The organism is Leifsonia xyli subsp. xyli str. CTCB07 (assembly GCF_000007665.1).
GTDB classification, from domain to species: domain Bacteria; phylum Actinomycetota; class Actinomycetes; order Actinomycetales; family Microbacteriaceae; genus Leifsonia; species Leifsonia xyli_C.
Genome location: NC_006087.1, coordinates 1,534,931 through 1,548,133, shown reverse-complemented (window position 1 = coordinate 1,548,133; position 13,203 = coordinate 1,534,931). Strand labels below are relative to the sequence as shown.

Annotated in this window: 15 protein-coding genes and 1 pseudogene; 13 read left to right on the top strand and 3 right to left on the bottom strand. The window is 69.6% G+C overall.

Annotated elements, in window-relative coordinates; genetic code table 11:
• Positions 1-124: 124 nt before the first annotated feature.
• The 3 genes from rpsP to rimM are packed head-to-tail and all read left to right on the top strand — an operon-like array spanning position 125 to position 1,476.
• Positions 125-586, top strand: a complete 462-nt coding sequence (gene rpsP, locus LXX_RS07420; RefSeq protein WP_011186289.1) for a 30S ribosomal protein S16 — start codon at positions 125-127, stop codon at positions 584-586.
• A gap of 4 nt (positions 587-590) precedes the next feature.
• A complete protein-coding gene (locus LXX_RS07415) occupies positions 591-821 on the top strand; it encodes an RNA-binding protein (RefSeq protein WP_011186288.1) in 231 nt (76 codons plus the stop codon).
• 1 nt (position 822) lies between these two features.
• On the top strand, positions 823-1,476 hold the full coding sequence (gene rimM / locus LXX_RS07410) for a ribosome maturation factor RimM (protein WP_011186287.1): 654 nt from the start codon (positions 823-825) through the stop codon (positions 1,474-1,476).
• Positions 1,477-1,597: 121 nt separating this feature from the next.
• Here the strand turns inward: rimM and LXX_RS07405 are convergent, their stop codons facing one another.
• Positions 1,598-2,044, bottom strand: a complete 447-nt coding sequence (locus LXX_RS07405) for a FadR/GntR family transcriptional regulator (protein WP_223227613.1) — start codon at positions 2,042-2,044, stop codon at positions 1,598-1,600.
• A 153-nt stretch (positions 2,045-2,197) separates the two neighbouring features.
• Here LXX_RS07405 and LXX_RS07400 point away from each other — a divergent pair, with 153 nt between their 5' ends.
• Entirely contained in the window at positions 2,198-3,427 is a 1,230-nt protein-coding gene (locus LXX_RS07400) for an MFS transporter (protein WP_041767591.1), read from the top strand.
• 22 nt (positions 3,428-3,449) lie between these two features.
• Complete coding sequence (gene trmD, locus LXX_RS07395) at positions 3,450-4,133, top strand: tRNA (guanosine(37)-N1)-methyltransferase TrmD (protein ID WP_011186284.1); 684 nt, start codon at positions 3,450-3,452, stop codon at positions 4,131-4,133.
• 23 nt (positions 4,134-4,156) lie between these two features.
• Here the strand turns inward: trmD and map are convergent, their stop codons facing one another.
• The gene (gene map / locus LXX_RS07390) at positions 4,157-4,921 is read right to left on the bottom strand and encodes a type I methionyl aminopeptidase (protein WP_041767590.1); all 765 of its coding nucleotides are present in this window, start codon (positions 4,919-4,921) and stop codon (positions 4,157-4,159) included.
• 114 nt (positions 4,922-5,035) lie between these two features.
• On the opposite strand from map, the gene LXX_RS07385 reads away from it, so the two are divergent.
• From LXX_RS07385 to LXX_RS16770, 8 genes are all read left to right on the top strand, one after another.
• On the top strand, positions 5,036-5,530 hold the full coding sequence (locus LXX_RS07385; RefSeq protein ID WP_041768349.1) for a hypothetical protein: 495 nt from the start codon (positions 5,036-5,038) through the stop codon (positions 5,528-5,530).
• A gap of 193 nt (positions 5,531-5,723) precedes the next feature.
• Complete coding sequence (gene rplS, locus LXX_RS07380) at positions 5,724-6,071, top strand: 50S ribosomal protein L19 (protein WP_011186282.1); 348 nt, start codon at positions 5,724-5,726, stop codon at positions 6,069-6,071.
• 221 nt (positions 6,072-6,292) lie between these two features.
• Positions 6,293-6,976 carry a ribonuclease HII gene (locus LXX_RS07375; protein WP_141692876.1) on the top strand — a complete coding sequence of 228 codons (684 nt, stop codon included), beginning with the start codon at positions 6,293-6,295 and terminating at the stop codon, positions 6,974-6,976.
• A gap of 12 nt (positions 6,977-6,988) precedes the next feature.
• Entirely contained in the window at positions 6,989-7,312 is a 324-nt protein-coding gene (locus LXX_RS07370; protein WP_011186280.1) for a DUF2469 family protein, read from the top strand.
• A gap of 145 nt (positions 7,313-7,457) precedes the next feature.
• A complete protein-coding gene (locus LXX_RS07365) occupies positions 7,458-7,814 on the top strand; it encodes a YraN family protein (RefSeq protein WP_011186279.1) in 357 nt (118 codons plus the stop codon).
• A complete protein-coding gene (locus LXX_RS07360) occupies positions 7,814-9,349 on the top strand; it encodes a YifB family Mg chelatase-like AAA ATPase (RefSeq protein ID WP_011186278.1) in 1,536 nt (511 codons plus the stop codon). Before LXX_RS07365 ends, LXX_RS07360 begins: the two co-directional genes overlap by 1 nt.
• Before the next feature lie 466 nt (positions 9,350-9,815).
• Positions 9,816-11,051 carry a DNA-processing protein DprA gene (gene dprA, locus LXX_RS07355; protein WP_011186277.1) on the top strand — a complete coding sequence of 412 codons (1,236 nt, stop codon included), beginning with the start codon at positions 9,816-9,818 and terminating at the stop codon, positions 11,049-11,051.
• A 153-nt stretch (positions 11,052-11,204) separates the two neighbouring features.
• Positions 11,205-12,425 (top strand): tyrosine-type recombinase/integrase, encoded by a 1,221-nt coding sequence (locus LXX_RS16770; protein ID WP_041767589.1) that lies wholly within the window; start codon positions 11,205-11,207, stop codon positions 12,423-12,425.
• A gap of 72 nt (positions 12,426-12,497) precedes the next feature.
• Here the strand turns inward: LXX_RS16770 and LXX_RS13640 are convergent.
• A pseudogene (locus LXX_RS13640) lies at positions 12,498-13,028 on the bottom strand (murein hydrolase activator EnvC); the annotation flags it as partial.
• Positions 13,029-13,203 lie beyond the last annotated feature (175 nt).

Here is a 13,203-nt window from a genome sequence, read left to right as displayed (position 1 = left end):
TTGAGTTCCGCAGTGCCCGACCCTCTATCCGGCGCGGCGGACGACACGAAGACCTCCTGCCGAGTGTGCCCCCACGCCCACGGCAGTCAGTTCGACATAACTCATCATTCGACACAGGAGAATTGTGGCTGTCAAAATCCGATTGAAGCGCCTCGGCAAGATTCGTGCTCCGCACTACCGCATCGTCGTCGCCGACTCGCGCACCAAGCGCGACGGGCGCGTCATCGAGGAGATCGGTCTGTACCACCCCACCGAGGAGCCCTCACGCATCGAGGTCGATTCGGACCGCGCCCAGTACTGGCTCGGCGTCGGCTCCCAGCCGACTGAGCAGGTGCTGGTGCTGCTCAAGCTCACCGGCGACTGGGGCACGTTCAAAGGCGACAAGAACGCTGTCTCGACCGTCAAGGTGGCCGGGGCCAAGGAAGCGTTCGTTGCCGACGAGAAGAAGAAGCCGGTGCTGAAGCCCAAGGCCGCGAAGCCGGCCGAGGCTGAGGCCGTCATTGAAGCCGAGGAGGCCGCTGAGGTCGAGGTCGTCGCCGAGGCCGGGGACATCGCCGACGAGGCTGCCGACGGCGAGAAGGCGTAACGCCTTGCTCGCTCCCGCTCTCACGCATGTGGTCAAGGGCATCGTCGACCATCCGGACGACGTGCGCGTGGTGGCCAAATCGTCCCCGCGTGGCGAGGTCCTCGAGGTTCGTGTGAACCCCGAGGACCTCGGGCGGGTCATCGGCCGTTCCGGCCGGACGGCGAAGGCGCTCCGCACGCTCGTGACCGCCCTGGCCGACGGTCGGCGCGTCCGCGTCGACGTCGTCGACGACTGAGGTGGCGGACCACAAGCTGCCGCGCAAGGAGGTCGCACCGCGACCGGATCAGACCGAGCTCCGCGTCGGACGGCTGACCAAAGCACACGGCCTCAAGGGTGCGATCAAACTCGAACTCTTCACCGACGAGCCCGGCAAACGGTTCGTCCCGGGAGCGGTCTTCACCCTGCAGGTTCCCACAGCGTCCAAATGGCACGGCAAGACCCTGGCGCTCCGTGAACTCCGTTGGTACAACGGCCACCCGGTCGGTTTCTTCGACGGAGTGGACGACCGCACGGAAGCAGAGAGTCTCGTCAAGGCGATCCTCTGGGTGAACCAGGACGTCCGCGAGCTTCCCGACGAAGAGGACGCCTGGTACGATAACCAGCTCGTGGGCCTCTCGGCCCACCGTGACGGTGCCGTCGTCGGCGCCATCGTGCGCGTCGACCACCTGCCCGGTCAGGATCTGCTGGCGATCAAGACCCCCGGCGGCGAAGTTCTCGTCCCGTTCGTCAAAGCGATCGTCCCCGAGGTCGACCTCGCGGCCCGAACCGTGACGCTCACCCCGCCGCCAGGCCTGTTCGAGGACCTGCCGGATGACGCACCGGCTGCTGGAGACGAGTCCGAACCCGTGTCCCCGCCCGTGACCGCAGAGGAGACTCCCGGCGGCGAGTGACGGCGGATCCGTCCGCGCCATCGCCGCGATCCGTTTCGCCGGAGGCCGGGTTCGCGGTGGACGCCTCTGGTGTGGCCGTTCGCGCCCCCGCCGCTGCGTCCGCTCTCCGTTCCCCGCCCTGTCAGCGCACCACCGTGAGACCGCGGGCTCGCAGTGAGTGGGCGTCCGCGTCCAGCGCCGCCAGAAGCCGCTCGTGGGTGCCGACGATGTGGACGTGGATGAGGGCGGCGGCCTCGTCGGCGTCCCGGGCCACGATGAGGTCCAGGATGCGGCGATGCTCCTCCCAGGCGGTGCGCCTGGCTGCTTCGGTGCGCACTTCGAGCCAGCGCGTGCGCGCGAGCAGCGTCATCGCTGCGACGACCGAATTGGCGAAGAAGCGGTTGCCGCTGAGCGCGGCGAGTTCGACGTGGAAGCCGGCGCCGGAGCGCACCGCGTCTTCGCGCTGCCGCGCCAGCTCGGAGGTTCCCAGACGGTCTCCGAGCTCCCGGATGGACCGATTGCTCGCGCGCACGCAGCTGAGACGGGCAGCGGCTGTCTCGACGGCGTCGCGCAGCGGCTCGCGCCTCACCGAACTCGCCTTCCAGTCCGCGTTCGGTGAGGCGCGAGCCGGGCACTCGCTCCAGGTCGAGGATCTGGGCGCGCAGCCGGTCGTAGGCGGTGGGCTGCTCGGACATGAGGCTCCTTTGGTACACCAATTTGGTATACCGATAGGGTATACCGCATGGAAGGCGGCACCACCGTACCAAGCCGGCACACGCGCACACCACGGCCGTGGCTGATGCTCGCGCTCGGCGTGCTCGGGCAGGCGAGTTCGACCGTGTTCGTCTCGACCCCGGCATTCCTCATCCCGGTGCTTCACTCGGAGAGCGGCCTCAGCCTCGCGCAGGCGGGGATCCTCGCCTCGACGCCGACGATCGGCCTCGTGCTGGCGCTCATCGCCTGGGGCGCGCTCAGCGACCGGATCGGCGAGCGGTGGGTGATCGCGGTCGGTCTGGCGCTCACGGCGCTCGCGGCGCTCGGCGCGATGTCCGTCTCGTTGTACCTCGCCTTCGGCGCTCTGCTTCTGATCGGCGGGATGTCCGCGGCAAGCCCCAACGCCGCCAGCGGGCGCGTCGTGATCGGTTGGTTCCCGAAGGAGCGCCGGGGGCTCGCGATGGGCATCCGGCAGATGTGCCAGCCGCTCGGCGTGGCGGTCGCGGCGATCAGCGTCCCTTCGCTGGCCGCCGGGGGCGGGATCGCGCTCGCGCTGGTCGTTCCCGCCGCGCTCTGCGGCGTCTCAGCAGTGCTCTGCGCGCTCGCGATCGTCGATCCGCCGCGAGTGGGGCGGGGCGGTGGAGACGCCAGCGAAGCGCATCCCCAGGCCTGCTGGCGGCCGTACCGCGAGACCTCGCTGCTGTGGCGCATCCACGGTGTGTCGATGCTGCTTGTCGTTCCGCAGTTCACCGTCTCGACTTTCGGGCTGGTCTGGCTGGTGGCCGAGCTGGGATTCTCCTCGCTCGCCGCTGGGATCGTCATCGGTGTGAGCCAGTTCGCCGGCGCGATCGGCCGCATCGGTGTCGGCGTCCTGAGCGATCGCGTCGGCAGCCACCTGCGTACGCTCCGCTGGGTGCCCATCGCGGCGATCGCTGCGATGCTGCTGATGGCGGTCGCCTCCGTTTTCGGTTCCGTGGCCGCAGCGGTCATCCTGATCGTCGTCGCCGTCGTCACTGTCGCCGACAACGGGCTGGCCTACACCGCGGTCGCCGAGATCGCGGGGCCGTCCTGGTCCGGCCGTGTACTCGGCGCTCAGAACACCGGGCAGTTCGCCGCCGCCTCGGTCGTCGGCCCGGTCGTCGGCGCGCCCATCGGCTGGCTGGGGTACCCGCTGGCGTTCGCCATCGTCGCGCTCTGCCCGGCCGTGGCGGCGCCGCTCGTGCCGCGTGACCACGAGCTGATGGCCGTTTCGGAGTGACCGCCCCCATAGACTGGCCGCCATGCGCATCGACATCGTCACGATCTTCCCCACCTTCTTCGATGTGCTCGATATCTCCCTGCTCGGTAAGGCCCGCCAGACCGGACGGATCGCGCTCGGCGTCCACGACCTGCGCGACCACACGCACGACCGGCACCGCACTGTGGACGACACCCCGTACGGCGGCGGCGCCGGGATGGTCATGAAACCCGGGCCGTGGGGCGAAGCGCTCGACGGCGTCCTGGACGGCGCGGAAGACCCCGTGGTGATCTTCCCTTCGCCCGCGGGCGAGCCGTTCACGCAGGCGATGGCCCGCGAACTCGCAGGGGAACAGCACCTCGTCTTCGGCTGCGGCCGTTACGAGGGCATCGACCAGCGCGTGTTCGACGACGCGGCATCCCACGCCCGTGTCCGCCTCGTCAGCCTCGGGGACTATGTGCTCAACGGGGGAGAGGTCGCGACGATGGCGATGATCGAGGCCGTCGGACGGCTCATCCCCGGAGTGGTCGGCAACCCGGAGAGCCTCGTGCAGGAATCGCACGGAGACGGACTGCTAGAATACCCATCGTATACGAAACCGGCCGAGTGGCGCGGCCGCGCCGTGCCGCCGGTGCTTCTCTCGGGCAACCACGGGGCCATCGCCGCCTGGCGGCGCGAGCAGTCGGTGGCGCGGACGGAGCGGGTGCGGCCCGACCTGCTGCCGTAGACCGTCGCCGCCAGTCTTCGGGGTCAGACGGCGGTGAGGACGAGCGGGCCGGACTCGGTGATCGCGATCGTGTGCTCCGAGTGCGCGCCACGCGAACCGTCCGCCGAGCGGAGCGTCCAGCCGTCCGGGTCCGTGACGATCTGGTCGGTGGTCTCCAGGAACCACGGCTCGATCGCGATCACGAGCCCCGGGCGCAGCGGGAAGCCACGGCCGGGCCGCCCATCGTTCGGGATGTGCGGATCGCCGTGCATCGTCCGGCCGACGCCGTGGCCGCCGAACTGGGTGTTGATTGAGTAGCCCTCTGTTTGCGCCTCGGCCGCGATCGCGGCCGAGATGTCGCCGGTGCGCCCTCCTGGCTGGGCTGCCGCGATGCCCGCCGCGAGAGCGCGGCGGGTCGTGTCGATGAGCCGCAGATCCTCGTCCCTCGCCTTCCCGACGACGACGCTGACTGCTGCGTCGGCCACCCAGCCATCGACGCTTGCTGCGAAGTCGAGGCTCAGCAGGTCGCCATCGCGCAGCCGGTAGTCGTGCGGGAGGCCGTGCAGCACAGCGTCATTCACCGAGGTGCAGATCACCTTCCCAAACGGGCTCGCTCCGAACGACGGGTGATAGTCGATGTAGCAGGACGTCGCGCCCCGTCGCCGGATGGCCGCGTGCGCGATCCGGTCCAGCTCCAGCAGATTCGTGCCGACCGTCGCCGCAGTGGACGTCTCGGCCAGCACCTCGGCGGCGAAACGGCCGGCGGGCCGCATCTGCTCGATCTCGGCGGGAGTCCTCAGCTCGATCAAGCGGGTCCTTCTTTCGGCACAGACGGGATGCGCCCAGTCTGGCATGCGCGCCTTCCATCCTGCCCTCGGCGAACCCGCAGCCCTCGCACAGTCGTGTGTGGCTACGCTGACTCTGTGATCATCCGGAAGGCGTTCTACTGGTGGCTGTTCCCTTCCGCCGTGGTCCTCCCCACCTGGCTGCTCGTCGGCTGGGCCGCGTTCCACACCGGAAGCGGCTGGTCGTTCCTGGGACTGCTGCTGCTATGCCCGCTGCTGTTCCTCGCGCTGCTCGCGATCGGGGGCATGCTCGCCGCCCGGAAGAGCGTGCGGGCCGCGAGGGCCGTCTCGTGGTACGACGTCGGGCTGCTGGCGTCGTGGAACGCCGCGCTCGTCGCCTTCGGCTTCTTCCCGGGCGCTGCGGCCGGCTGGCTCGCCGTCGCCGGGGTGCTCCTCTTCCTCGGCCTGTTCTGGCTGGGGCTGTGGGAGCTGGTGGCCGAACTGCGCGGCCGCGTGGGGGAGACCTCCGCGGCCTCTGAGCGGGCCGCGCAGCCGCAGCGGGTGCGGCGCGACCCGGGGATGTCCGCCGGGGACGCCGAGGTGATCGTCATCGAAGAACGGCGCGAGGGGTAGCTCTGCCGGAGCCTGGGGCTTCCACTTTGGCAAACCCACTCCCGGCATGGCACAATTAATCCTTGTGCCGCCGCCCGGCCCTGCCACAGGGGAGCCAGCGTTTCGCGCGGAAACACCCATCGAATCCCGGCCTCCACCAGCGAGGCCCCGAATCCGTTCCCGACCTGTCGGCGGGCGCAGAGAGCGAACAGCAATGCACATCCTCGACCAGGTCGACGCCGCTTCCCTCAAACAGGACATCCCGGCCTTCCGCGCCGGTGACACCGTCAAGGTTCACGTCAACATCATCGAGGGCAGCCGCTCTCGTGTCCAGGTCTTCCAGGGTGTCGTGATCGCCCGCTCCGGCGAAGGCGTCCGCGAGACCTTCACTGTCCGCAAGATCAGCTTCCAGGTCGGCGTCGAGCGCATGTTCCCGGTCCATTCGCCGGTCATCGACAAGATCGAGGTCGTCACCCGCGGCGATGTCCGCCGTGCGAAGCTCTACTATCTCCGCGAACTCCGCGGCAAGAAGGCGAAGATCAAGGAGAAGCGCGACAACTGAGCGTTTCCCTGTTCTCCGTCTGAGCTCCCGGTCCTCCGCAGGACCGGGAGCTCAGAGCTTTTGAGGGTGGGGTGTGCCGCCGCCCGGACGGACACGGAGGCCGGGTGCGCAGCGCTCTGCTGCCGGGTGGCCGTGCGTTCCCGATCACCGTTCTCCGTGCAGCGAGGGACGTGGCTGGACGGCTATTCTGAAGTCTCCCGTGCAACGGAGGAGGACGTGCGATGATGACCCCGGTGACCCCGTCGCTGCGATTCGAGAAGGCGCTGTACCGTCAGGGTGTCACCTCGATCGTCGCCGTGGATGAGGTCGGCCGCGGCGCGCTCGCCGGACCGGTCGCGGTCGGCATGGTCGTCATCGACACCGCCGTGAAGCGTATCCCGCTCGGGCTCCGCGACTCCAAACTTCTTTCCGAACCGGCCCGGGAGGCCCTGGAACCGGCCTGCCGCCGCTGGTCGCTCTTCCACGCAGTCGGCCTGGCCTCGGCGGACGAAGTCGACAGGCACGGCATCATGCGCTGCCTCGGCCTCGCGGGTGCGCGCGCCTTCGCCGTGCTGGAGGAGCAGGGAGCGCCCGTCCACGACAGCGCTCTCATCCTGGACGGCAACTACGACTATCTCACCCTCGCGTTGACCCGCCCGGCCCGTGTGGTCACCCGGGTCAAGGCTGACCGCGACTGCGCATCCGTCGCTGCCGCGTCCGTCATCGCCAAAGTGCATCGAGACCGCTTGATGATCGAGCACGATGCCGACGATCCCGGCTATGGCTGGGCGAGCAACAAGGGCTACTCGACGCCGGGGCACTTCGCCGCCATCGCCGAACTCGGACCCAGCGCCATCCACCGTCTCACCTGGCTCAAAGATGGCGGCCGGGCTCGGCATTCCGATCTGACGCCCGGACCGGCTTAGACTTGACGGACGATGGATGAGGACGAGTTCGACGACTACGACCGCGAGGTCGAGCTGGCTTTGTATCGCGAATACCGGGACGTCGTCTCGCAATTCAAGTACGTGATCGAGACCGAGCGCCGCTTCTACCTCGCGAACGAGGTTGAGTTCGCGCGCCGTGACACGGAGCACGACTTCTACTTCGAGTTGACGATGAACGATGTGTGGGTGTGGGACGAGTACCGCGCCGACCGGTTCGTGAAGTCCGTGCGTGTGCTGACGTTCAAGGATGTGAATATCGAGGAGCTGTCTAGCAAAGAGTTCGAACTGCCGAAGGAGCTGGCGTTGGACGAGTGACGGCTTCTCTGTCGTTCCTGGGTCTTTTGATGTTCTTCGGTGGGTGGGTTGTCCACATGCTGTGGTTGTTGCTGACTTCTCCACAGATTTTCCTGGCGCGTCCTTTGGGTGGTTGTTTCCCCCGAGGCTGGCTGTGGGAGGAATCATGGCAAAGAAAGACGAACTCGGCCGCCGTGGCGAAAGCGTTGCGGCTCACTGGCTCGAAGCGCACGGGTATGTTCTGATCGGCCGTAACTGGCGCATCCGGTCGGGCGAGATCGACATCATCGCGCGCACGGGGAACATCACGGTCTTCGTCGAGGTGAAGACGCGCGCCACGACGCACTATGGTCATCCCCTCGAGGCAATCACCCCGGAGAAGGCTGCGCGCTTGCGCCGGCTCACCGCCGAGTGGTGCCGCACGTACGGGCCCCTGCCGGGGGCGCTCCGGGTCGACGCGATCGGCGTCCTGAACGCCTGGAGCGCGAACCCGGAGATCCACCATCTGCCCGGGATTGTCTGATGGCGCTCGGCCGGACCTTCGCCGTCGCTCTCATGGGGGTGCGTGGCGACATCGTGGAAGTGGAGGCGGACATCTCCGCGGGCCTTCCCGCTTTCGTGCTGATCGGTCTCCCCGACACTGCCCTCGGCGAATCGCGCAAACGAGTCACCTCCGCGGCCGTCAACGCTGGTGTTCCGCTCGCTCAGCGCAAGCTCACCGTCAACTTGTCGCCGGCAGCTCTCCGCAAACAGGGATCGGCGTTCGACCTGGCCATCGCGATCGCGGCGCTGACCGCCTCCGGCGTCATCCCGGCGGAGTCCGCTGCGCGGACGGTGCATCTCGGCGAGCTCGGCCTCGGCGGCCGCCTCCGGCCGGTCCTCGGGGTGCTGCCCTCCGTCCTCGCGGCTCGCGCCGCTGGCTTCCGTCGCGTGCTGGTTCCTACGGCGAACGCCGACGAAGCGGCCCTCGTCGATGGCGTCGAGGTCGTCGCGGTTCCGGGCCTGCGGGCAGCCGCCATCGCGCACGGCTCAGAGCTCGACCCGATCGAGGTCGATCCCGTCCCGGCGGCGGGGACGGTCCTTCCCGCCGAGCCGGACATGTCCGACATCGCGGGCAACGAGGAAGCGGTCGAAGCCCTCGTCGTCGCGGCGGCCGGCGGGCACAACGTCACCATGATCGGCCTGCCCGGAGCCGGCAAGACGATGCTCGCCCGCCGGCTGCCGTCGCTCCTGCCCGACCTCACCCCGGACCAGGCGCTGGAGACCACGTCCATCCGCTCTCTAGCCGGTGTCGGGACTGTCGGCGGCCTCATCCACCGGCCCCCCTTTGAATCCCCGCGCCACACCGCCTCGGCCGTGGCGCTCGTGGGCGGAGGCAGCGGGAGGATCACGCCGGGAGCCGTGGTCCGGGCCACGAACGGCGTGTTGTTCCTGGATGAAGCGGCCGAGTTCCCGGCGGCCGTTCTCGATGTGCTCCGGCAGCCTCTGGAGAGCGGAACCATCACCATCCATCGAGCGAGCGGAGCCGCGACCTACCCGGCCCGGTTCCAGCTCGTCCTCGCCGCGAATCCCTGCCCCTGCGGTCAGTATGGATCGGCCGAAGAGGAATGCGTCTGCCCTCCGGCCGCCCGGCGCTGCTATCTGGCCCGCCTCTCCGGTCCGCTCCTCGACCGTGTCGATCTCCGTCTCACCGTCCGCCGCCTGGGTCTGGGTGCGCTTCGGCTCGGGAGGATCGGCGCACCGACCGGTCCGCCAAGCGCGGCCCTCCGCGTTCGCGTGGAGGCAGCCCGTGCTGCGGCAGCGTCCCGGCTGAGCGGGACCGCCTGGTCACGCAACGCCGACGTCGAAGGCTCCTGGCTCCGTTCCGGCCCGTTCCGCGTACACGGAGGAGCTCTCTTCCCACTCGACCGCGCCCTCGAACGCGGAACCATCAGCATGCGCGGTTACGAACGGACCCTTCGCGTCGCCTGGACCCTCGCCGACCTCGACCAGTCCCCGACGCCTACGCCCGACCACATCGGCCGGGCCCTTTACCTCCGGAGAGGAGCGCCCCCATGACCGAGAGCTTCTGTGCGATCCCTGCCGCATCCGAACGATGCCGGGGTGCGTTCGATGGCCAGGGCTGCACTCCGCTTGCGGACCCGGACTGCCGGTGCGGTGCGGGTGGGGGCGGGGCGAACCCGCCCGACCGCACGGTTTCTCGCCGGGTGAGAGACGTTCCGGGCGTGAGCGCCTCCGTCCGCGAAGACCGCCGCTCTCTCCGCCGCTCGGAGGCGACGGCCTCCCCGTCGCCGCGATCCGGCAGGGGGGCGGCCGGAAGGGAGTGAAGCGGAAAAGGGGAGGGCGGCCGGAGATCGCCCCGGAGATCGCGTCGCTGAGCGCCCGCACCTCCGTGCCGTCGTCCAGGCGAGCACGAACCGGTCGTCGGTCTGCGCGCGCTGCCCTGTCCTTGCCGCTGTGTCGGTCCTCGCGGCCGCATCGGACCAGCGATCCACCCTGCGGACGCGGCTCGGGGGCTGCGGCGATGGCCGATAGCGACACTGTTCTCGGGACGCCGGTGCGAGAGATGCTCGCGCTGCTTCGACCGGTCATCGCCGACGGTGCGGATCTCGGTGGAGCGCAGGCGATCGCTGCGGTGTTCGCCGAGGCGGCGTTCTCGACGCTCGTCGAACCGGGGGATACCGATGCGGTCGCCCTGCTGACCGCTCTCGGCGCTCGGCGAACGTTGCGTGCTGTGGCGCTGGGCGAATCGGGGGAGTCCGTCCGCGAACGGACTCTGAGGTCCGAAGCTCACGATCCCGCGCTGAACGCTGAACGCATCAACCGCGCTCTCCAGCGCTGGCGGACTCGGCTCGGCCAGGACTCGCCCGCGCGAGCTCTTCACCGAGCCCACCTGCTCAGAGTGACGCTCGTCCTCCCCGATTCGCCGTTCTGGCCGTCCGGATTGGACAGCCTCGAACACGGCCGCCCGCTCGCGCTGTGGGTCCGTGGAGATCCCTCTTCGCTGAGCGGGCTACGCCGGTCCATCTCGCTCGTCGGGTCGAGGACCGCCACGGGTTACGGCACGCATGTCGCGCTGGAGAGTTCCGCCGGTCTCAGCGATCGAGGTTTCGCCATCCTGTCTGGCGGAGCCCTTGGAATCGACGCTGCCGCTCACCGCGCGGCGATCGCGAGCCACCGGCTGACAGTGTGTTCCCTCGCCGGGGGCGCGGACCGCCTCTACCCGGCGGCGAACACCGAACTCCTGACCCGCATCCTGGCCTCTGGTCTGATCCTCGCAGAACTCCCACCGGGCTCGGCTCCGACCCGGTGGCGGTTCCTGATGCGAAACCGTCTGATCGCCGCCGTCAGCCAGGCGACCGTCGTCATCGAGGCCGGGCGCCGGTCTGGTTCGCTGAACACCGCCGGCCACGCTGCTCAGCTCGGTCGTCCTCTTGGGGCTGTGCCCGGGCCGGTGACCTCACCGGAATCTGCGGGGTGCCATCGTCTGATCCGCGAATACGCTGCCACCTGCGTCACCTCGGCAGAGGAGATGGCTGAGCTGGCGGACCCCTTCACCGTCGCTGGGCCAGACCCGGTGGCGGAACCCGTCGATACCCGCATTCTTCGCGAGCTCTCCCGGACGGCCCCGCGCTCACGCATCGACGTAGCTGCACGGACAGGAATCGAACCTGCCGAGCTCTCCGCCGCGCTCGGCAGGATGTCCGCGCTGGGCCTTGCGATCGAGAGCGCCGGCGGCTGGAGGGCGGTCCAGAGGTGAAGGAGCCGCTTCCCCTCTCTTGCGCTGTCGCTCCGGAGCCTTGCACTGCGGGGCTCGGAAGCCGCTGGCGCTGGGGTGACCCCACGCGGGCGATGCTGCTCGCCTGCGGAGGGTCGTACGGCGGGTTGGCCCTCGCTGAGGGAAGCTGAGGAGGTGGACTTCCCGCACGCGATCGACGGGTACGCGCGTCATCTCACGGCCGAACGCGGCTACTCGCCGCAGACGGTCCGCGCGTACCGATCGGACCTGGCGAGTCTCATCGACTTCGCCGGCCGGCGAGGAGTGCGCGACACAGACGATCTCACCCTCGACCTCTACCGGGACTGGTTGTGGGACGCTGCCCAGCGCGGCCTCGCCAAGGCGACCCTCGCCCGGCGTTCCGCCTCCGCCCGCGGATTCAGTGCCTGGCTCGCCCGCCGTGGAGCCTCCGGAGGCGGCCCCCCTGTCCCCATCGCGGAAGACTCCATCGCTGACCGTGCCGCAGCGGGCATCGTTCCACTCGCCGGCTCCGCCCCGCTCGCCGCTTCTGACCCGCTCGCCGGCTCCGTTTCGGCATTCTCCACCTCGGCGTCCGCCAGCTCCGGCTTCGCTTCGACGCCCGCTGGGGCCGTGATCTCCGGCAGCTCCCCCCCGGCCGTCACCGGTTCTGACTCGATGCCTGCCATCTCAGGCCGTTTCTGTGCCGTCTCCGCTTCCGCTGCTCCCGCAGGCGACGTCCCGATCGTTCCCGTTCCGGCCCTCTCGGCCCCCGATGCCGCGGCACGATTGCGGGCGCCCAAAGCGGACAAGACGCTTCCTCGGGTGCTCCCCCGTGCCCACATGGACGGCATTCTCGCCTCACTCGCTGCCAGCGCGGCCGGAGGAGAGGCGGCCGCGGTGCGGGATGTCGCCGTGGTCGAAGTGCTTTACGCGGCGGGTGTCCGGGTGAGCGAGCTCACCGGGCTCGATGTGGATGATGTCGACTTCGATCGATTGACGGTTCGCGTGCTCGGGAAAGGGCGGAAGGAGCGCGTCGTGCCGTTCGGGTTTCCGGCCCGGGACGCGCTTCGTGGTTACCTGCGGGCGGCGCGGCCCCAGCTGGCGACGCCCGGGTCGGGGCCGGCGCTCTTCCTGGGTTCCCGGGGCGGGAGGCTCGGGACCCGGGCGGTCTACCGGGTCGTCGCACGTCTGCTGGCCGCTGTGCCCGGTGGCGGACCGGCTGGCCCGCACACGCTCCGGCACACGGCGGCCACCCACCTGCTGGACGGGGGAGCCGACCTGCGAGCGGTCCAGGAGATTCTGGGGCACGCCAGCCTGGGGACCACGCAGATCTACACCCATGTCTCGGCGGAGCGGTTGAAAGAGACGTACCGGATTGCCCACCCGCGGGCTTGATGCCCGAACGGGACCCAGCGGAAGCAGGATGGACGGTGGCAGTGTCGCGAAGAAGAGCAGCGGTGAGACATACCCGCCGTCGATGCGGACGCCGACATGGAGGCAGGCGCCGTCGCAGTGACCGCCCGTTGCGACGGCGGTGAGCGGATCTCCCGGAGACACGGACTCACCGACGGTGAGCGTCGTCGTCACCGGCTCGTAACTTGAGAGGACGCCGCTCGTGTGTTCCACGGTGAGCACGGGCCGATCGGCCACCGTCCCGGCGAAGCGGACGACACCGGATGCCGGGGCTGTGACGGGAGTGCCGGGCGCTGCGGCGAGGTCGATGCCGCGATGTCCGGCGGCGTACGGGGTGGGCGGCGCAGCGAAGCTCTTGAGCAGGCGGACGGGGGAGACCAGCCAGGACCAGCGTCCGGACCGGGAGACGCGGTCGCCGAGGGCGCGCGTGGCTCTGCTCGCCGTTTCGGCCGGATGCGCCAACGCCGGAAGGGCTGCCTGCGCTGGCCGGGACCGGGCGGCGGCGAATGCTGTCTCAGGTGCGGGTGCTGTCGTCTCGTCGCTCGCGATCCGTCCCTCGCGGACGGGGAGCGTCCCCGCCAGCATCCCGAGCATCGCTCCGATCGCGACCAGCTGCCACCGGTGTCCCGCCCGGTGGGGTGGCCTGTGCCCGCCTGCGCGAACCGCTGGCGACGATGTTCCCCGCATGCGCGCCCCTTTCTCCTGGCTCCCCACTCTTTCGGCGTCGGGAGGCGCTCGCACACGCCGTTCGCTATCTGTG

Bases quoted from the DNA above. Each gene is read 5' to 3' on its own strand.
- LXX_RS07400 (WP_041767591.1), top strand. From the start codon at position 2,198: ATGGAAGGCGGCACCACCGTACCAAGCCGGCACACGCGCACACCACGG.
- LXX_RS07370 (WP_011186280.1), top strand. From the start codon at position 6,989: ATGGATGAGGACGAGTTCGACGACTACGACCGCGAGGTCGAGCTGGCT.
- LXX_RS07375 (WP_141692876.1), top strand. From the start codon at position 6,293: ATGATGACCCCGGTGACCCCGTCGCTGCGATTCGAGAAGGCGCTGTAC.
- dprA (WP_011186277.1), top strand. From the start codon at position 9,816: ATGGCCGATAGCGACACTGTTCTCGGGACGCCGGTGCGAGAGATGCTC.
- trmD (WP_011186284.1), top strand. From the start codon at position 3,450: ATGCGCATCGACATCGTCACGATCTTCCCCACCTTCTTCGATGTGCTC.
- LXX_RS07365 (WP_011186279.1), top strand. From the start codon at position 7,458: ATGGCAAAGAAAGACGAACTCGGCCGCCGTGGCGAAAGCGTTGCGGCT.
- rplS (WP_011186282.1), top strand. From the start codon at position 5,724: ATGCACATCCTCGACCAGGTCGACGCCGCTTCCCTCAAACAGGACATC.
- LXX_RS07360 (WP_011186278.1), top strand. From the start codon at position 7,814: ATGGCGCTCGGCCGGACCTTCGCCGTCGCTCTCATGGGGGTGCGTGGC.